The organism is Microbacterium sp. NPDC057658 (assembly GCF_042799975.1).
Taxonomy (GTDB): domain Bacteria; phylum Actinomycetota; class Actinomycetes; order Actinomycetales; family Microbacteriaceae; genus Microbacterium.
This window is the reverse complement of sequence record NZ_JBHVHT010000001.1, coordinates 1,895,500-1,914,547: the sequence shown is the minus strand read 5'-3', so window position 1 is coordinate 1,914,547 and position 19,048 is coordinate 1,895,500. Positions and strand designations below refer to the sequence as shown.

General features: G+C 71.0%; 16 protein-coding genes. 3 read left to right on the top strand and 13 right to left on the bottom strand.

Features of this window, described 5'->3' with window-relative positions; all coding sequences use genetic code 11:
• Positions 1-325 precede the first annotated feature (325 nt).
• Positions 326-1,042, top strand: coding sequence for an endonuclease domain-containing protein (locus ACFU8V_RS09030; RefSeq protein ID WP_378870586.1), 717 nt, complete (start codon positions 326-328; stop codon positions 1,040-1,042).
• A 233-nt stretch (positions 1,043-1,275) separates the two neighbouring features.
• Here the strand turns inward: ACFU8V_RS09030 and ACFU8V_RS09025 are convergent, their stop codons facing one another.
• From ACFU8V_RS09025 to truB, 6 genes are all read right to left on the bottom strand, one after another.
• The gene (locus ACFU8V_RS09025) at positions 1,276-2,304 is read right to left on the bottom strand and encodes a 6-phosphofructokinase (RefSeq protein WP_025103187.1); all 1,029 of its coding nucleotides are present in this window, start codon (positions 2,302-2,304) and stop codon (positions 1,276-1,278) included.
• A gap of 204 nt (positions 2,305-2,508) precedes the next feature.
• Entirely contained in the window at positions 2,509-4,653 is a 2,145-nt protein-coding gene (locus ACFU8V_RS09020; protein ID WP_062766558.1) for a DEAD/DEAH box helicase, read from the bottom strand.
• Positions 4,654-4,854: 201 nt separating this feature from the next.
• A complete protein-coding gene (locus ACFU8V_RS09015) occupies positions 4,855-5,805 on the bottom strand; it encodes a bifunctional riboflavin kinase/FAD synthetase (protein WP_378870581.1) in 951 nt (316 codons plus the stop codon).
• Positions 5,802-6,239, bottom strand: a complete 438-nt coding sequence (locus tag ACFU8V_RS09010) for a hypothetical protein (protein ID WP_231729434.1) — start codon at positions 6,237-6,239, stop codon at positions 5,802-5,804. The genes ACFU8V_RS09015 and ACFU8V_RS09010 overlap by 4 nt, the downstream gene beginning before the upstream one ends.
• A 55-nt stretch (positions 6,240-6,294) precedes the next feature.
• Positions 6,295-6,663, bottom strand: coding sequence for a hypothetical protein (locus tag ACFU8V_RS09005; RefSeq protein ID WP_126893052.1), 369 nt, complete (start codon positions 6,661-6,663; stop codon positions 6,295-6,297).
• The gene (gene truB / locus ACFU8V_RS09000; protein ID WP_378870577.1) at positions 6,660-7,553 is read right to left on the bottom strand and encodes a tRNA pseudouridine(55) synthase TruB; all 894 of its coding nucleotides are present in this window, start codon (positions 7,551-7,553) and stop codon (positions 6,660-6,662) included. The genes ACFU8V_RS09005 and truB overlap by 4 nt, the downstream gene beginning before the upstream one ends.
• A 52-nt stretch (positions 7,554-7,605) precedes the next feature.
• On the opposite strand from truB, the gene ACFU8V_RS08995 reads away from it, so the two are divergent.
• Positions 7,606-8,502 carry an A/G-specific adenine glycosylase gene (locus ACFU8V_RS08995; RefSeq protein WP_374209036.1) on the top strand — a complete coding sequence of 299 codons (897 nt, stop codon included), beginning with the start codon at positions 7,606-7,608 and terminating at the stop codon, positions 8,500-8,502.
• Between the two features lie 4 nt (positions 8,503-8,506).
• On the opposite strand, the gene ACFU8V_RS08990 is transcribed toward ACFU8V_RS08995, so the two are convergent.
• The 6 genes from ACFU8V_RS08990 to ACFU8V_RS08965 form a co-directional block, all read right to left on the bottom strand.
• Entirely contained in the window at positions 8,507-10,558 is a 2,052-nt protein-coding gene (locus ACFU8V_RS08990) for a LuxR C-terminal-related transcriptional regulator (RefSeq protein ID WP_378870573.1), read from the bottom strand.
• A gap of 160 nt (positions 10,559-10,718) precedes the next feature.
• Positions 10,719-11,147 (bottom strand): 30S ribosome-binding factor RbfA, encoded by a 429-nt coding sequence (gene rbfA / locus ACFU8V_RS08985; protein WP_025103179.1) that lies wholly within the window; start codon positions 11,145-11,147, stop codon positions 10,719-10,721.
• 105 nt (positions 11,148-11,252) lie between these two features.
• Positions 11,253-13,985, bottom strand: a complete 2,733-nt coding sequence (gene infB / locus ACFU8V_RS08980; RefSeq protein WP_062634951.1) for a translation initiation factor IF-2 — start codon at positions 13,983-13,985, stop codon at positions 11,253-11,255.
• Positions 13,986-14,079: 94 nt separating this feature from the next.
• A complete protein-coding gene (locus ACFU8V_RS08975; protein WP_378870568.1) occupies positions 14,080-14,301 on the bottom strand; it encodes a YlxR family protein in 222 nt (73 codons plus the stop codon).
• Between the two features lie 95 nt (positions 14,302-14,396).
• A complete protein-coding gene (nusA, locus tag ACFU8V_RS08970; RefSeq protein WP_025103177.1) occupies positions 14,397-15,380 on the bottom strand; it encodes a transcription termination factor NusA in 984 nt (327 codons plus the stop codon).
• Positions 15,381-15,569: 189 nt separating this feature from the next.
• Positions 15,570-16,610, bottom strand: coding sequence for a TIGR00730 family Rossman fold protein (locus ACFU8V_RS08965; RefSeq protein WP_025103176.1), 1,041 nt, complete (start codon positions 16,608-16,610; stop codon positions 15,570-15,572).
• Positions 16,611-16,744: 134 nt separating this feature from the next.
• Between ACFU8V_RS08965 and ACFU8V_RS08960 the strand changes: the two genes are divergently transcribed.
• On the top strand, positions 16,745-17,248 hold the full coding sequence (locus ACFU8V_RS08960; RefSeq protein WP_062634954.1) for a pyridoxamine 5'-phosphate oxidase family protein: 504 nt from the start codon (positions 16,745-16,747) through the stop codon (positions 17,246-17,248).
• Positions 17,249-17,266: 18 nt separating this feature from the next.
• Here the strand turns inward: ACFU8V_RS08960 and ACFU8V_RS08955 are convergent, their stop codons facing one another.
• The gene (locus ACFU8V_RS08955; protein ID WP_378870565.1) at positions 17,267-19,027 is read right to left on the bottom strand and encodes a proline--tRNA ligase; all 1,761 of its coding nucleotides are present in this window, start codon (positions 19,025-19,027) and stop codon (positions 17,267-17,269) included.
• Between the last annotated feature and the right edge of the window lie 21 nt (positions 19,028-19,048).

The following is a 19,048-nucleotide window of genomic DNA, read 5'->3' as shown; positions in this document are numbered from 1 at the left end:
GCCTGTGGTGACCACACGCGACGACTGATCCTGCACAGGGCCAGGATTCCGCGAACGATCTCCCCATCCCGAGTGCAGCGATGGAGAGTGCCGCGCGAGCGCTCAGGGTGGAGGGGTGAGACACACGAGGGTCGAGAGCTGGGTTCGAGAGCAGGGAGGCTCCGCGCATTCGTCGCGCGTACGTGAGGCGGGTTTCACCGAGTACCAGATGCGTCGTGCGGTACAGGAAGGCACGCTCGAGCGTGTGCGCCGGTCGTGGCTCCTCCTCCCCGATGTCGATCCACGGCGCCGGGCGGCTGCTTCGGTCGGCGGGAGAGTCACCTGTGTGAGCGCTGCGGCTCTCGCCGGATGGTGGGACATCGGGGCCACGGACGTGCACGTCGCCCTCCCCCGTACCGCTTCTCGGTTCGACCGCGGCGGCGTCCAGGTGCACTGCGCCCAGGGGCCTGTGCCGGCGCATCAGCGCGCGGCGGTCGATCCCGTCCTGAATGTCCTCTTCCAGGTCGCGCGATGTCGGCCGCCCGTCGAGGCCCGCGCGATCTGGGAGTCCGCCATCCGCCACGGGGCGGTGGAGCTGGATACGCTCGCGCGGGTGCGGTGGCGGTGCCACGCCGCTGACCGCCTCGCTCGAATCGTCCGCGGCCGGTCGGACTCCGGTCCCGAGACGGTCTTCGTCGAACGGATGCGCGCGATCGGCATCGACGTGCGACAGCAGGTGTGGGTGGACGGCCATCCGCTCGACGGTGTCATAGGCGAACGGCTCGCCATTCAGATCGACGGCTTCCGCCACCACAGCGCCGCCGGCGACCGGCGGCGTGATCTCGCGGCGGACGCGAGGCTCGCACTCCGCGGGTACACCGTCCTGCGCTTCGATTACCACCAGGTCATGGTCGATGACACTCATGTCGAGGACACCGTCCTGGCCGCGCTCGCGCAGGGGCTGCATCGCGCACGCCGTCGCGCGACGGCTCGCGCGGAGCAGACCGACCACAAGCTCAGGCACTCGCGCGAGAACAGGCGAGAAAGACAGCAGGACGCCTGAAGCCCCGCGAGAGCCTGACACCGCGCGAGGCCGTGAGAACAGACGAACGCGCGGACACAGGCCCTCACGCAAGTTCAGGCAGGGAAGACAGCAGGACGCCTGAAGCCGCGCGAGAGCCTGACACCGCGCGAGGCCGTGAGAACAGGCGAACGCGCGCATACAGGCACTCACGCAAATTCAGGCACGGAAGACAGCAGGACTCCTGAAGCCGCGCGAGGGGCTGAAGCCGGCGGTCAGCCGAAGAGGGCGGCGGCCTCGTCGTAGCGATAGCGGGGCACCGTGTTGAGCTCGCCCAGAGCATCCGCGAACGGGACGCGGACGATGTCCGTCCCCTGCATCGCGACCATCTGCCCCCAGGCGCCGTCCACGATGGCATCCGCGGCGTGCAGGCCGAGCCGGGTCGCGAGGACGCGGTCGAAGGCCGACGGCGAGCCGCCACGCTGGATGTGGCCGAGGATCGTGGCCCGCGTCTCGATGCCCGTGATCCGCTCGATCTCGGGGGCGAGCAGATCGCCGATGCCACCGAGCCGCGGACGGTTGAACGCGTCCAGGCCCTTGTCGCTGTAGGCCTCGTCCATGCCGGCGAGCTTGAAGCCCTCGGAGACGACGACGAGCGGCGCGCGACCGCGATCGTGGGCGCTCGTGACGAGAGCGGTGATCTCGTCCAGCGACATCGGCACCTCGGGGATGCAGATGACGTGCGCACCCGCGGCCATTCCGGCGTGCAGGGCGATCCAGCCGACGTGACGACCCATGACCTCGGCGACCATGCAGCGCTGGTGAGAGTCGCCCGTGGTCCGGAGCCGGTCCATGGCGTCCGTGGCGATGTTCACGGCGGTGTCGAAGCCGAACGAGTAGTCCGTGGCCCGGAGGTCGTTGTCGATCGTCTTCGGGACGCCGAGCACCTTGATGCCGTCCTTGGCGAGACGGTCCGCCGCCGCGAGGGTGCCTTCGCCGCCGATCGCGACGATGCCGTCGATCTTGTGCCCGTAGAGGGTCTTCGCGATGTTGTCGGCGCCTCCGCGCTCCCCCTCGTAGGGGTTGGTGCGGCTGGTGCCGAGGATCGTGCCGCCCACCTTGGACAGGCCCTTCACCTCATGCCGCGTCAGGGGCATGAAGTCGCCCTCGACGACGCCGCGCCATCCGTCGCGGATGCCGACGAACTCCAGGTCGTAGGTCGTGGTGCCCTTGAGCACGATGCCGCGGATGACCGCGTTGAGTCCGGGGCAGTCGCCGCCGCTCGTCAGGATGCCGATCTTCATGCTGCTGCCTTCGGAGGTCGAGGGATGGGGGTACGGCGACAGTGCCTGCGATCGACACTAGCGCGCCGCCCCCTCGCGATGCCATTCGAGCGCGTCGAGAACCGGGGATCTTGACGGCCGCGAGGAGCGATCACGCCGAACTTCGCGTCCCGGCAGGATGAGGCCCTGGAATTGCCGTTAAGAACCCGTGTTCTTGACGGCGTCTCAGCGCCCGCCCAGAGCTTCGCGCAGAAGGTGCGTGAGGGCCGCCAGCTGCACCGACTCGCTCGCCGTCTCCTCCGTCGCCTCGCCGTCCAGAGCGCGGGCCGCGAGGCCCTGCTTCTGGTCGATCAGCTCGGCGATCTTCGTGTCGATCGTGTGCGCGGCGATGATCCGCCAGGCGGTGACCGGCTCGTCCTGGCCGATGCGGTGCACGCGGTCGATGGCCTGCGTCTGCTCGGCGGCGGTCCACGACAGCTCCGCGAGGACGACGTTCGAGGCCGCCTGCAGGTTGAGTCCGACGCCGGCCGCAGTGAGCGAGCACACCGCGATGCCGACCTCGGGGTCGCCGTTGAAGTCGTCGATGGCCTGCTGCCGTGCCGTGTTCGTCTGGTCGCCGCGGATGGACACCGCGCGGATGCCCGCGGAGGCGAAGTGCGCCTCCGCCTGATCCATGACGTCGATGTGCTTCGCGAAGAACACGACCTTGCCGACCGACCGCTGCAGCTGTGCGGCGTAGTCGGCCGCGAGGAGGGCCTTCGCCTGACCGATGCGGCGCACCATGGTGAAGACGTTGTCTCCCCCGGTGCCGGCCGCCTTCGACTCCTCGAGCTCGTTCTGCGCCACGAGCCGGACGATGTCGTCGTCGATCTCTCCCGGCGCGAGACCGCGGTCGCCGCGTGCCTCGATGATGCGGCGGTAGCGGGCGGCCAGGCGCTCCCCCAGCTCGCGCTCGGCCTGGCGGATGCTGCGACCGAACTCGTCGTCGAGCTGCACCGGCAGATCGGCGACCAGCTTGTCGGGCAGGTCGGCGGCGACGTCCTTCTTCTTCCGTCGCACGATCCCCATCGAGATCACCGCGTCGCGGGCCTCCGGGTAGAAGGCCTTGTCCGCGGGCGTGAGCCCCGTCGCGTCGAGCTTCTCCATGAGCTCGGGTCCGGGCTTCTCGCCGTTCGTCCAGCCGAGGAAACGCCAGATGGCGTCGAAGTCCTCGACGTCGTTGATGAGCGGGGTGCCGGTGAGGGCGAGCATGAGCGGATCGTGCCCCGGCGTGCGCTCGCGCACCTGTGCCGCGAGCGAGAGCACGTTCTGCGAACGCTGCGACGAGAGGTTCTTGATGAAGTGCGCCTCGTCGACGACCATGCCGCGCAGGCCGATCGACGCGAGCCAGGACATGTGACGGTCGAGGATCTCGTAGTTGACGATGAACACGTCGGCGAAGGCGTCGATGTCGTCGCCGTCGCCCTGGATGACCGTGGCACGACGCTGCGGTGTCCACCGCTCGACCTCGCGCGCCCAGTTCATCTTCACGACGTTGGGCACCACGACGAGCAGCGGATAGGCGCCGGCGACGGAGGCCGCGAGCACCGACTGCGCCGTCTTGCCGAGGCCCGGCTCGTCGGCGAGCAGGAAGCTGCGGTGTCCGGCGCGCACAGCCTCGAGGAAACGGGACTGGTGCACCATGATCTCGCGGCCCTTGGGCGAGATGTGATCGAACTCCGGTGCCGGCGGAAGCTCCATCGACGCCGCCGCACCACCCGCGCCGGTCTCGAAGGCCTTGTACAGCGGCCCCATGAGCTCCCAGCCGTCGAGGCGGCGGCGGGGCGTGCTGGCCGGACGCGGGGTCAGGTCGGGCGCGAGGAACGGGTTGGCCAGCTGACGGGCCTCCACCGAGGGCGGGGTGACCTGACGCTCGGCGATGGCCGCGGGGACCACCGACACCTGCACAGGCGCGGGGTCGGCGATGATGAGCTCCTCCGGCGGGAGCTCGGCCCCCGACTCGAGCAGCCAGTCGCGCCGCATCCGCTTGGCGACCGGCGAGGTGGCCTGGTCGGCCTCGAGCAGCTGGATGAGCGAGGTGTCCCGCGCGGCCGTCTTCGCGAGGATCGTCGCGACACCGTCGAGCCGCTTGAGCAGCTCGGCGCGGGCCGCGTCGGTGATCTCCGTGTCGGCCTTCACCCTGGCGCGCTCCTCGCGCACCAGGAAAGCGATCACCTGGAACTTCGTGCGGTTCGTGGGACCCAGCTTCCCCCGCTGGGACTTCGCCTCGATCTCGCGCACCTTGCGCGCGAGGATCGGGATGAGGGGTGCCTCGTCATCGCGACGGGACGTCTTCTTGCGCCGCGGGGCGGCGGTTGCCGTGGTCGGCATGCTCCTCCTGAGCCTGAAGGGCTCCGGCGCCCTCAGGGAGCCGTGAGCCGTTCTCGTCGTCCGCGTGTGGCGTGAGCCAGGACCGTGCGGACTGTGGATCGGTGTTCCCGCCGGAGCACGCGATACGTGCGGGGCCGGTGGGAGCCTGCAGTCATTCTATGCCATCCCCACCCCCGGCCGCGGAAGCAGGGCGCCGTCGTGTTACGCGGAGACCTCGAGGATGGCCGCGGCCTGTGCGACGTCGGCGGCCATCTGCGTCATCAGCTTCTCGATGCCCTCGAACGCGACCATGCCGCGCAGCCGCTGCACGAACTCCACCGTCACGTCGTGACCGTAGAGATCGAGCCCGGTCTCCCCCAGCACGTGCGCCTCGACCTGACGGACGAGCACGTCGTCGAAGGTGGGGTTCGTGCCCACCGAGATCGCCGACGGGTGCCGGATGCCGGTGTCGTGGTCGACGAGCCAGCCGGCGTAGACGCCGTCGGCGGGGACGAACGCGTCGATGATCGTGGAGAGGTTGGCGGTCGGGAAGCCGAGCTCGCGTCCGCGCTTCAGCCCGTGGACGACGACGCCGCGCACGTCGGGATACCGCCCGAGGGCGCGGGCCGCCTCGGCGACGTCCCCCGCCATCAGCAGCTCGCGGATCCAGCTCGACGAGACCCGGCGGCTCGACCCCGGAAGGTAGACGTCGTCGACGACCTCGACCGTGAACCCGTACCGGGGGCCGAGCTCCCGCAGCAGCTCGGGGGTGCCGGCGCCCCGGTGTCCGAAGCGGAAGTCGGCGCCGACGAGCACCGTGGACACGTGCAGCGCGCCGACGAGGATGTCGACGACGAAGTCCTCCGCGCTCCGGGCGGCGAGCGTCTCGTCGAACGTCAGCACCAGCGTCGCGTCGAGTCCGAGCTCGCCGAGGAGCTCCAGCTTGCGGTCGACGGTCACGACGTTCTCGGGACACCGGTCGGGACGGATCACGGCGAGGGGGTTGCGGTCGAACGTGACCGCGACGGCACGGCTCCCCGAGGCCGCGGCCGCCACCTCCAAGCGGCGGATGACGGCGCGGTGCCCCTCGTGCACGCCGTCGAACTTGCCGATGGCAACGGCGCTGGGCCCGAAGTCCTCCGGCACCTCCTCCGGATTCCGGAACACGATCACGCGGCGACCTCGACCGGACGCGCGGTCTCGACGGGCCGGTGCGTGCGCAGCCACCAGATCCCGAAGATCGGGAGGACGAGGGGGATGAAGAGGTAGCCGCGCCCGAACAGCGACCATACGGTCTCGTGCTGGAAGAGCTCGGGGAGGACGAGGCTGAGCACGCCGACGACCAGGACACCGGTGAGTTCGAAGACGATCGCCACCCACGCGACGGTGTACCAGCCGCGACGACGCGCGAAGACGAGCGCGAGCGTCGCCAGGACGTACACGACCGCGGCCAGCGCCGAGAGGCTGTAGGCCAACGGGGCCTCGTCGAATCGCCGGACGATCTGCACGAAGCTGCGCCCGGTGGCCGCCAGCGCCATCACGGCGTAGACGATCACCAGGACACGACCGATACCGGTCATCCGAGTGGAGGGGGCGGTGGAGCTCATAGCGCATTCCATCCTAGAGCCGGGCGAGCTGCCCGGCGTCCGCTCCGGGTGCTCCTCAGGCGACCTGCACGGTCCAGATGACCTGCATGCGCCAGAGCATGATCGCGATCGCGAGCGCGGCCACGCCGAGCACGACGGTGCTCCACCGGCTGCGTTCCATCAGCGCCCAGAGCACGGCCCCGATCGGAAGCAGGGCCGCCGAGACGAGGTACACCCAGAACTCCAGCAGATCCCCGGTCGGCGGGTTCCCGGCGAGGGGCGCCACGATGGCGACGACGATCTGCGCGACGAGCAGCACCTCGACGAGAGCGAGCGCGCCGACGGAGAAATCGCTGGGGCGGCGACCGGCGAACCCCGCGCCGAGGCAGAAGAGCCCGGCGGCGACGGCGACGACGATCTGCACGATCGTGAACCACAGGATCATCGGGAGACCTCCGGCATGTTCATGGCGCTCTTCACATCGGCACCGCGCTTCTCGACGATCCCCACGAGCGTGCCGTCGTCTTCGACGGCCGCCGCGAGCGGTCCGTCCAGGCGCGCGGCCTGCCCGGCGAGGCGCTTGCCGTGTCGCAGGTCCCGCGCCTCGTCCGCCGTGACGTGGAGGACGGAGAGCACGCGGCCGGCGGCGGCGCCGGGGGTGAGCACGGGAGCGCCCTCGAGCGCGTCGATCGTCACGGCGTCACGCACGTCGAACGGGCCGACACGGGTGCGGCGGAGGGCGGTCAGGTGGCCGCCGACGCCGAGGGCGGCGCCCAGGTCGCGGGCCAGCGAGCGGATGTAGGTTCCGGACGAGCAGTCCACGACGACATCGAGGTCGATCGCGTGGTCGTCGCGGCGACGCGCGACGACGTCGAATCGGGACACGACGACGTCTCGCGCCGGGAGGACGACCTCCTCGCCCCCACGGACGCGGTCGTAGGCGCGGCGACCGTCGACCTTGATCGCCGACACCGCACTCGGGACCTGGGAGATCGCGCCCGTCAGCGCGGCCACTCCGGCATCGATCGCCGCCTCCTCGATCGCCGCGAGGGCGCTCTCATCCGCGCGGTGGAGGATCTCGCCCTCCGCGTCATCCGTGGAGGTGACGGCACCGAGCCGGATGGTCGCCTCGTAGGTCTTCTCCGCGCCCACGATGTAGGTGAGGAGGCGGGTCGCCCCCTCGATGCCGATGACGAGCAGTCCGGTGGCCATCGGGTCGAGAGTCCCGGCGTGACCGACCTTGCGGGTCCCGAAAGCCCGTCTGGTGCGGGCGACCACATCGTGACTGGTCAGCCCGCCGGGCTTGTCGACGAGGAGGATGCCGGGGGTCGCCATCCCTCCAGCCTACCGAGGCCGGGAGCGGCGACCGCTCGCCTAGGCTGGAGGGATGGCCGCGCCCGCACCGTCTCCTGCGACGATGACGCCCCTGCACGGCTGGTACGCCGAGGAGGCGCGCGATCTGCCGTGGCGCCGCCCGGAGTTCCACGCCGCCTTCGGCGCCTGGGGCGTGCTGGTGAGCGAGTTCATGCTGCAGCAGACGCCCGTGACCCGCGTGATCCCGCACCTCGACGCGTGGCTGACGCGGTGGCCCACACCCCGCGCGATGGCGGCCGCGTCTCCGGCGGACGTCGTGCAGCAATGGGCGAACCTCGGCTATCCGCGGCGCGCCCTGTGGCTGCACCGTGCGGCCGTCGAGGTGGTCGAGCGCCACGGCGGCGTCGTGCCGCGTGACGTCGACGCCCTCCTCGCCCTCTCCGGGATCGGCGACTACACCGCCCGTGCCGTGGCCGTCTTCGCCTACGGCGACCGTCATCCCGTCGTCGACACCAACACCCGTCGCGTGCTCGCCAGAGCGGTCGAGGGACGAGCGCAACCGGGATCCCCGTCCCGCCGCGACCTCGCGCTCATGGCGGCGCTGCTGCCCGCGGACCCCGCAGAGGCCGCCGTCCTCAACGCCGCGGCGATGGAGCTCGGCGCGACGATCTGCACGTCCCGTGCGCCCCGATGCGAACGCTGCCCGCTGGCTGACGGGTGTGCGTGGCTCGCGGCCGGCCGACCCGACACCGGGGATGAGCGACGACGACAGGCTGCGTACGAGGGTTCGGACCGCCAGGCCCGCGGCGCCGTGCTCCGGCTCCTGCGCGCCGCCGCCCCCGCCGCGGTCCCGCTCACCGCCGTCCTCCCGGACTGGCCGGACGTGCGTCAGCGGGACCGTGCGATCGACTCCCTCATCGCCGACGGGCTCGCGGAAGCCGACGGGGAGGGCCTCTCCCTGCCACGGTGAGCGCTCAGAGGAGCTGTTCGGTGCGGTGGGCCAGCACGGTCAGTTCGACGCGGCTGCGGACATGCAGCTTCGCGAACGCGCGTCCGAGGTGCACCTCGACCGTGCGGACCGAGACCGACAGCCGCTCCGCGATCGCGCGGTTCGCCGTCCCGCCGACCGCGAGCATCGCCACCTCGAGTTCCCGAGGCGTCAGTCGCTGAGCCCAGGCGCTCCGGCAGGCGGGCAGGGCCGCCGTCCCGTCCGCCGTGGTCCCGGACGCCTCGAGCCGTTCCCGCCGTCGTCGCACCGCGCGCTCCCAGGCTCGCGCTCCGGCGACCTCGAACAGCCGCTCGGCCTGCGCGAAGTGCCCGCGTGCCGAGACCACGTCTCCGTACAGACCGGATCGGACCCCGAGGAGGGACTCGACCCGCCCGCGGGCGAACGGAGACCGAAGCCGGCTCGCCGCCACCCGCAGCTCCTCCTGGTCCGAGCGCCATGTGGGGCCGGCGGAACCGACGACCGCCCGCCGCAGCGCCGCGGCGATCTCGCTCTCCGGCGGGCGCACGGTCCCCGGCCGGTATCCCCCCGGCGACCAGAGCACGACCTCGTCGACGCCCGGCACCGCGAACAGCGGCTGCGGGGCTCCGCGGTCCCGCCACAGCCCCATGGCGCCGACGGCCACCTCGAAAGAACCGTCCAGAAAGGCCTCGACGGCGCGATCGACCAGCACGTCCGTCTCGGCGGCGGGAGGGAGGACGTCGGTGAGCGCACGCGCGATCGGGCCCAGGGCGCCGAGCACCGCCAGGTCGAGCCGCCGCGCCAGGACGACACCGAGACCGGCGAACGGGATGGCGACGGGGAGCTCGACCGCCGCATGCCGGAGCAGTTCCCTGGCCGGACCGATGTCTCCCCGCCAGACGAGGAGCAGCACCTCGGTGACAGCGTGGTAGGCCCGCACCACCGGGCTGCTCTCGAAGCCGGGGAACACCGGATCGCGCTCCGCTCCGGGAAGGCCTCCCGTGCGCAGCATCCGCAGGCCCTCGTCGATGTCGCCCGCGCATGCCGTCTGCAGCGCCGCCGCTACGCCGCCGAGCCCACCGAGCCCCGCGGTCCCGCTCGCCGGCATGACGTCGCCGGCGAGGAGAGCGCACACCCCCACCACGGCCTCGCGCAGCGCACGGTCCGTCCCCGCGTGGGAGGCTCCGCGGACCTGGGCGAGCCAGCGCCACTCGGCCCCGCGGTCGCGACGTTCCGCGCACAGGATCGCGACGAGCGCCGCGGATCGCGCCCATGCCGTGGCGTCGGCCGCGGAGCCGGAGGCGAGCCGCCGCGGATCGACGGCGGGAACGAGGCCGTGCCGAAGGGTGCGGGCGGCGAGGTAGGGGCCGAGCGCCCGTGCCCGTCGATGCTCCGCGGCGCCCGGGAAGAGACCGCTCAGCCAGGCCTCGGCATCCGCGGCGTAGCCGCAGGCGAGCGCCGCGCAGCCGGCGAGCACCCTGGCCTCCTCGCCCACGACGCCGGTCGCGTGCGCGGCGGCCTCACCGGCCAGGAGCAGCGCGCGCTCGGTGAGCCCCGCGTCGGCCGCGACGCGGGCCCGCGCTGTCAGGACCGCTGCGGCCCGACGATCCCGCGCGGCGCACGATCGCGCGCGATGCCACGCCTCGCCACTCCGGTCGCCGCGTGCGACCGCGGCGTCAGCCAGCCGGGTGTGCACGCGCGCGACCTCCGCCGCCGACGCAGCCGCGTACACCTCCGCGGCCACGCGCGGGTCGGTGAGCCGGATCGAGCCCGCGTGGATCGTCAGATGCGGCGCGGCGGCGCTGGCCCGTATCTCCTCCACGCGGCGTCCGTCGGCCGCGAGGATCGGATCCAGCTCCTCCTCGAGTGCCAGCACCACCGTGAGCAGGAGCAGTCGGTCGGCGCTCGCCAGCCCGCGGATGCCGGCATGGACCGCCGCGGACGGCAGCGGCCACGGCATCCGACTCCATCCGCGGCGCTGCTCCGGTGTGAGGCGGGCCGCGACGGCGAGCACGGCCTCGGCATCGTCAGGCAGCGCGGCGGCCAGCTGCGCCGCCACGTGCGGCGCGCAGCACAGATCCCGCCGTCGAAGCTCATCCAGCAGCGGCTCCACGACGACAGGCGCGACGAAGAGGCCCGCGGGCGTGCTCGTCGCCTGAATGTCGATCCCCCCAGATCCACCGGTTGTCCCGCCGCGGACCTGAGGGTATCAGACGGGATCAGTCCTCGTCGTCGTCGTCCGACCGGTAGGGGTCGGCCTCGCCGGCGTGGGTCGCGGACGAGGCCAGCTTGGCCACCTCCGCGTCGCGCTCCTGCGCCTCGCGCAGCAGAGCGGTGATGTGATCGGCGTTCTCCGGGAGCGCGTCCGGGATGAACTCGAGCGTGGGGACGAGTCGAGTGCTGAGCTGTCGACCGACCTCGCTGCGCAGCATGCCGGTCGCGGACGTGAGCGCGGCACCGCTGGCGAGGCGCTCCTCTTCCGTGCCGAGCACCGTGTAGAACACGGAGGCGTGCTGCAGATCGCCGCTCACGCGGACGTCGGTGATGGTCACGAAGCCGAGACGCGGGTCGCGCAGCCCCTTCTCCAAGCGCTCGGCGAGGATCACGCGGATGCGATCCGCGAGTCGGGCCTGTCGTTCACCAGCCATTGTTCCTTCTCCCACCTCTGTGCATCGCGGTTCCCAGCGAACCGCGGAGGCGGCTGCCTCCTCCCCCGTCACGGGAGGAGGAGGCAGCCGCCGCAGTCGTGCGGATCAGCCGCGCGGCTTCTCCACCATCTCGGTCGTCTCGATCTCGTCGCCGACCTGGATGTCGTTGTACTTGCCGAGGCCGATACCGGCCTCGTAGTCCGTCCGCACCTCGGTGACGTCGTCCTTGAACCGGCGCAGCGACTCGATGGCGAGGCCATCGGCGATGACGACGCCGTCGCGGATGACGCGGGCCTTCGCGTTGCGCGTGATCGTCCCGGACCGCACGATGACACCGGCGATGTTGCCGAACTTCGAGGAGCGGAACACCTCGCGGATCTCGGCGACACCCGACTGGACCTCTTCGTACTCCGGCTTGAGCATGCCCTTGAGCGAGCTCTCGATCTCGTCGATCGCGTTGTAGATGACGGAGTAGAAACGGATGTCCACGCCTTCACGCTGAGCACGCTCGCGCGCCTTCGTGTCGGGGCGGACGTTGAAGCCCACGATGATCGCGTTGTCGATCGTCGCCAGGTTCACGTCGGACTCGGTGATCGCACCGACACCGCGGTGGATGATGCGCAGCTGCACCGAGTCGTCGACCTCGATCTTGAGGAGCGACTCCTCCAGAGCCTCGACGGCACCGGAGACGTCACCCTTGATGATGAGGTTGAGCGACTCGACCTTGCCCTCTTCGAGAGCACGGGTGAAGTCCTCGAGCGAGATGCGCTTGCGGGCCTTGGCCAGCTGGGCGTTGCGCTCGACGGCTTCGCGCTTCTCCGCGATCTGACGCGCCATGCGGTCTTCCTCGGTGACGATGAAGACGTCGCCGGCGCGGGGCACGGAGTTCAGACCCTGCACCTGGACCGGACGGGACGGCGCGGCCGCCTCGACGATCTCGCCGTTCTCGTCGATCATCGCGCGGACACGGCCGTAGGCGGTGCCCGCCACGATCGCGTCGCCGACCCGGAGGGTTCCGGACTGGATCAGCACCGTCGCGACCGAACCGCGGCCCTTGTCGAGCTTCGCCTCGATGGCGACACCGCGAGCGGCCTTGTTCGGGTTGGCGGTCAGGTCGAGACCGGCGTCCGCCGTGAGCAGCACCGCGTCCAGGAGCTCCTGGATGCCGGTGTTGGCGCGGGCCGAGACGTCGACGAACATGACGTCGCCGCCGTACTCCTCGGCCACCAGACCGTACTCGGTGAGCTGCTGACGCACCTTCGCCGGGTTGGCCTCGGGCTTGTCGACCTTGTTCACCGCGACCACGATCGGCACGTTGGCCGCCTGGGCGTGGTTCAGCGCCTCGACCGTCTGCGGCATGATGCCGTCGTCGGCCGCGACCACGAGGATCGCGAGGTCGGTGACCTGCGCACCACGGGCACGCATGGCGGTGAACGCCTCGTGACCGGGGGTGTCGATGAACGTGATCGCCCGCTCGATGCCCTCGTGCTCGGTCCAGACCTGGTAGGCACCGATGTGCTGGGTGATGCCGCCGGCCTCACCCTCGATGACGTTGGTCTGGCGGATCGCGTCGAGGAGGCGCGTCTTACCGTGGTCGACGTGACCCATGACGGTGACGACCGGGGGACGGATCTCGAGGTCGTCCTCGCTCTCCTCCTCCAGCTCCTTCTCGAGGTCGAGACCGAAGCCCTCGAGGAGCTCCTTGTCCTCGTCCTCGGGCGAGACCATCTGGACCTTGTAGCCCAGCTCCTCACCGAGGACCTCGAACGTGGCCTCATCCAGCGACTCGGTGGCCGTGGCCATCTCGCCGAGGTTGAAGAGGATCGTGACGAGGGTGCCCGGCTGCACGGTGTAGCCGGTCAGGGCCTCGATCTTGTCGGCGAAGTCCGCGATGGAGGCACCGCGACGCATGCGGATCGTCTCGCCGTTGCCACGGGTGACGTTGACGCCACCGACGACCGGGGCGCTCCGCATCTCGAACTCTTGCCGCTTCGCCCGCCGCGACTTGCGCTGCTTGCTCTTGCCGCCGCCCTTGCCGAAGGCACCGGCCGTACCGCCGCCGGGACCACGGCCACGACCGCCACCACCGGGACGACCGGCGAAGCCGCCGCCGGGACGGGGACCCGCACCGGGACCGCCACCGCCGCCGGGACGACCGGGGCCGCCCGTACGCTGCTGGAACGGAGCACCGGGACGACCGCCCTGGCCACCACGAGGTGCGCCGGGTCGCGGCGAGCCGGGACGCGGGGCACCCGGGCGCGGAGCACCGGGACGGGGCGCCTGCGGACGCGGGATGTTGCCGGGGGTCGGGCGCTGGCCCATCCCCTGCGCCGAGGCGAAGGGGTTGTTGCCGGGACGGGGACCCGCGGGACGCTGGCCCATGCCCTGTGCGGACGAGAACGGGTTGTTGCCGGGGCGGGGCGCGCCGGGCTTCGGGGCGTTGCCGTCACCGGAGGACGGTGCGGCCGGGGCCGGAGCCGACGGCTTCGCGGGCGCCGACGGCGCCGGAGCCTTCTCCGCCGCGGGGGCGGGCGCCGGGCTCGGGGCGGGTGCGGCCGGAGCTGCAGGACCCGGCTTGGGGCCGGGCTTCGGACCGGGGGTGGGCGCCGAGGACTTCGGTGCCGGCTTCGCGGCGGGCTTCGCCGCAGCGGGCTCGGAGGCCGCCTTCAGGGACGGGTCGGCCTCGATCGCGGCGCGCAGCTTGCGCGCCACCGGGGGCTCGACCGTCGAGGACGGGCTCTTCACGAACTCGCCGAGTTCCTTGAGCTTCGCAAGTGCGACCTTGCTGTCGACGCCGAGTTCGGCGGCGATCTCATGTACGCGTGGTTTACCAGCCACAATTCTCCTGTCTGGGTCGGTCTGCCCAGACAGGGCAGACCACTAGTCGCGGACGGGTCTCATTTCGAGCCGTTCACTTTGTTTCCATAGCTGTTCAGCCTTTGTTTCTTGGTGGGTGCTGTTCGAAGATCCGTGTGTCCAGCTGAGTGGTCACACGCAGTGCTCTTCCGAAAGCTCGACGCCGCAGAGCGGCTTCCATGCATTCGGGTGTCGGATGCACCCACGCGCCACGCCCCGGCAGGACAGCACGCTCATCGGGGATGAGGGTGTCGTTCTGGGCAACCACCCTGAGCAGAGTGGAGCGGGGAGCACGCATGCGGCAACCGACGCACGTTCGTACGGGTTCCATCTTACACCTGCGTTCCGTCCGTCCTCGCCGCCACCGGGCGTGGCGTCGAGGACGGACAGGGATCAGTCGAGGACGCTGTCCGGCTGGATGTCGATCTTGGCGCCGGTGAGCTTGGCGGCCAGACGCGCGTTCTGCCCCTCCTTGCCGATGGCGAGCGACAGCTGGTAGTCCGGCACGAGGGCGCGGACGGCCTTGGTGCTCGCGTCGAGGACGAACGAGCTCGTGACCTTCGCCGGCGACAGCGCGTGCGCCACGAACGTGGGCAGGTCGGCGTCGTAGTCGACGATGTCGATCTTCTCCCCCGCCAGCTCCTCTGTGACGGCCCGCACCCGGCGCCCCATCTCGCCGATGCACGCGCCCTTGGCGTTGATGGCCGGGTCGTTCGCCTTCACCGCGATCTTGGTGCGGTGCCCGGCCTCGCGGGCCAGCGCGACGATCTCGACCAGGCCGGCCGCGATCTCGGGCACCTCGAGCGCGAACAGCTTGCGGACCAGGCCCGGGTGCGTGCGCGAGACGGTGATCTGCGGACCCTTGAGCCCCTTGGCGACGCTGGTGACGTACACGCGCAGCCGGGACCCGTGCGTGTACTCCTCGCCGGGCACCTGCTCCTCGGGCGGGAGGATGGCCTCGACGGAGCCGAGGTCGACGTGGATCATGCGCGGGTTCGGCCCCTGCTGGATCACGCCGGCGACGATGTCGCCCTCTTTGCCCTTGAACTCGCCGAGGACGGCGTCGTCCGCGATGTCCCGGAGGCGCTGGCTGATGACCTGCTTGGCGGCGAATGCGGCGATGCGCCCGAAGTCGTCCGGCGTCGCCTCCTCCTCGCCGATGATCGCACCCTCGTCGTCGCGGACGACCTGGAGGACGGCGACGTGGCCGGTCTTGCGGTCGAGGTGCACGCGGACGCCCTCCGGCGTCGCGCCGTCGGGCGAGACGTGCTTGGAGTACGCGGTCAGGATCGCCTGCTCGATGATCGAGACGAGCTCGTCGAACGGGATCGCCTTCTCCTTCTCGATCCCTCGCAGCAGACTCAGTTCGATGTCCATGACGGCCTCCCTATTCAGCTCTCGTCGCGCCCGAATGCACGCGCGACATCCGTACAACGATACCGTGTGCCGCGCGCCCGGGCCATCCGGCCTTCGCCGGCACAGGCCGTCGCGCGACAGCAGGCGCCCTTGCCGGAACCGGCCTGCCTCCGCGCGGCGGCCTGTTCCGTCGTGGAGTCCCGCGCCTGGTCAGGCCTTCGGCGCGGACGGGAGGGCGTTGAGCGCGCCGATCAGACGGAAGAGGTTGCCCACCTGACGCTGATCCAGGTGCAGGGCGAGGCGCGGGAGGTCGAGGCGGTCGTCGTCGGCGACCTCCGGGGACCGGGGAGCCGTGCGCTCGATCCGCCCGGTCGACAGGAGTGCGGCGAAGGCGGTGTTGAGCTCCTCGATCTCGGCGTCCGTCGGCTCGGCCTTGAGCCGCAGCACGAGCGTGTCCCCGACCCACCGCAGCGAGTCGTAGTTGCGCCAGAACCCGGTGATCTCGGCGCGGGCCTCCTCGACCGAGTCGGTGATGACGACGCGATCGAAATCCCCCGGGGAGATCACCCCCATCGGGGCGAGGTGCTCGTCGACGAAGCGCCGCATGCCCTGCCAGAACGATCCGCCCTTCTCGTCGAGCAGCACGATCGGCGTCGGCTCGGCCTTCCCGGTCTGCTGCAGGGTGAGCAGCTCGAACATCTCGTCGAGCGTGCCGAAGCCCCCGGGCAGGCAGATGAATCCGCTCGACTCCTTGATGAGCATGAGCTTGCGCGTGAAGAAGTACTTCATCGCGACGACCTGATCGCTTCCCGCGACGAGACTGTTCGCCTTCTCCTCGAAGGGGAGCCGGATGGAGACGCCGAGCGACAGCGCCGGCCCCGCCCCCTCGGCGGCGGCCTGCATGATCCCGGGGCCCGCGCCCGTGACGACCATCCAGCCGTCGTTCGCGAGGGCCGCCGCGACATCGCGCGCCTGCAGGTACAGCGGGTCGTCGTGGAGGGTGCGCGCGGAGCCGAACACCGTCACCTTCGGCACGCCGCGGAACGGGGCGAAGAGGCGGAACGCGTCGCGCATCTCGGCCAAGGCGGCGGAAGCGATCTTGAGGTCGAGGCGGTCGGTGTCGTCCTCACCGAGGAGCAGCGCCGTGCGGAGCATCCGCATCACGAGCCGGCGGTCCGAGGACACCCCCGCTTCGTCCAGCACATGGTTGATCTCGTCGCTCAGAGCGGCCGGCAGCGGTTCCTCGGTCATGCCCCCAGCGTCCCACGCGGCCTCCCGCCGACGGGACGCAACGCCGAGGATCCGCGCCCCCGCGCTCCGCAGCATGGGCGGGACACGGTGTCAACGCCCGTGCCCTCGGTCGGCGGTGGCGCCACGATGGCGACATGACAGAGATCACCGGACCCGAGGCCCTCGCCCGCATCAAGGAGCTCGTGGAGGACATCGACTTCACCATGCTCACCACCACCGACCCGGACGGGAACCTCGTCAGCCGGCCGATGTCCACCAGGCAGATGGACGACGCCGGCGCCATCTGGTTCTTCACGGCGGAAGACACGGAGAAGGTCGAGGAGGCGCGCCGTCACCATGATGTCGGGCTGGCCTACTGCGACGCGAAGGGCATGCGCTACGTGTCCGTCGCCGGCACCGCCGAGGTCGTCCACGACCGCGCGAAGATGGAGGAGCTCTACTCCCCCTCCCTCGACATCTGGTTCGAGGACGGGCTGGACACCCCCGGCATCGCCCTGCTCGCGGTCACCCCGGTCGTCGCCGAGTTCTGGGAACCGGCGAAGGGCAAGGTGGCGATGGCCGCCGGGGCGCTCAAGGCGTTGGTGACCCGAGACACCCCGGACGACGACATCATGAACCACGGCCGCGTCACCTGCTGAGCGACCGGCGGCGCCGGGTCAGCGCGTGGCGGAGAGCCGCTCCACGGCCTCGGCGACCGAGACCGCCTCGCGCTCGCCCGTGCGGCGGTCCCAGAACTCCACCTGGCCGTCGGCGGCGCCCCGGCCGACGATCACGATCTTCGGGACGCCGACGAGTTCTGCATCACCGAACTTGACTCCGGGCGACACCTTCGGACGGTCGTCATAGAGCACGTCGAGCCCGGCGGCCTCGAACTGCGCGGAGAGGTCCTCCGCGACGTCGAAGGCGACCTGGTCGCGCCCGGCGGCGACGACCTGCACGTCGAACGGGGCGACCGAGGCCGGCCAGATGAGGCCCTTGTCGTCGTTGTTGAGCTCGGCGATGATCGCCAGGATCCGCGTGACGCCGATGCCGTACGACCCCATCGTGACCGTGACGAGCTTGCCGTTCTCGTTGAGGACCTTGAGGCCGAGCGCCTCCGCGTACTTCCGTCCGAGCTGGAAGACGTGACCGATCTCCATGCCGCGGGCGAGCTCTACCGGACCGGAGCCGTCGGGCGCCGGGTCGCCGGCGCGCACGTTCGCGATCTCCACGATGCCGTCCGCCTCGAAGTCGCGTCCGGCGACGACGGAGTGCGCGTGCTTCTGGTCGATGTTCGCGCCGGTGATCCAGCTCGTGCCCTCGCTCACGCGGGGGTCGACGAGGTAGCGGATGCCGGTCGCGGACTCCTCGCCCAGCACGGCGCCCGTGGGCGACCACGGACCGATGTAGCCCTTCACCAGGAGGGGGTTGTTCTCGAAGTCCTCGGCGGTGGCGGTCTCCACCTCGGCCGGCGCGAAGGCCACCTCGGCGCGCTTCTCGTCCACCTCGCGGTCGCCGGGGATGCCGACGATCACGAGCTCACGGGTGCCGTCGAGGTGCTTCAAGGCGAGGACCACGTTCTTGAGCGTGTCGGCGGCGGTGTACTCGCCGTCGAGCTCGCGGTTGCAGTGCGCCACGAGCGTCTCGATGGTCGGCGTGTCCGGAGAGTCGAAGACCACGGGGGCGCCGTCGGCGTCGAACGGGACCGGCGCGGGTACCGGGGTGCTGAAGGCCTCGACGTTGGCCGCGTAGCCGCCGGCACTGCGGACGAACGTGTCCTCGCCCACGGGGGTCGGGTGCAGGAACTCCTCGCTCCGCGAGCCACCCATGGCCCCGGCGTCGGCCTGCACGATGGCGTACTCGAGGCCCAGCCGCCGGAAGATGCGCTCGTACGCGTCCCGCTGTGCCTGGTAGCTCGCGTCCAGCCCCTCGTCGGAGGCGTCGAACGAATAGGCGTCCTTCATGGTGAACTCGCGGCCGCGGAGGAGACCAGCGCGCGGCCGGGCCTCGTCGCGGTACTTGTCCTGGATCTGGAAGATCGTCAGCGGCAGGTCCTTGTACGACGAGTACAGATCCTTCACGAGCAGCGTGAACGCCTCCTCGTGCGTCGGCGCCAGCAGGTAGTCCCCGCCCTTGCGGTCCTGGAGGCGGAACAGCAGATCGCCGTACTCGTCCCAGCGCCCAGTGGCCTCGTACGCCTCGCGCGGCATCAGCGCGGGGAAGTGCACCTCCTGCGCACCCGCGGCGGCCATCTCCTCGCGGATGACGGTCTCGATCTTCGCCTTGACGCGCAGGCCGAGCGGCAGCCACGCGAAGATGCCTGCCGCCTGCGGTCGGATGTACCCGGCGCGGATCAGCAGCTTGTGACTGGCGACCTCGGCACCGGCAGGATCTTCGCGGAGCGTACGGAGGAAGAAGTTCGAAAGACGAGTGACCACGGCTCAAGTGTAGTGAGCCGC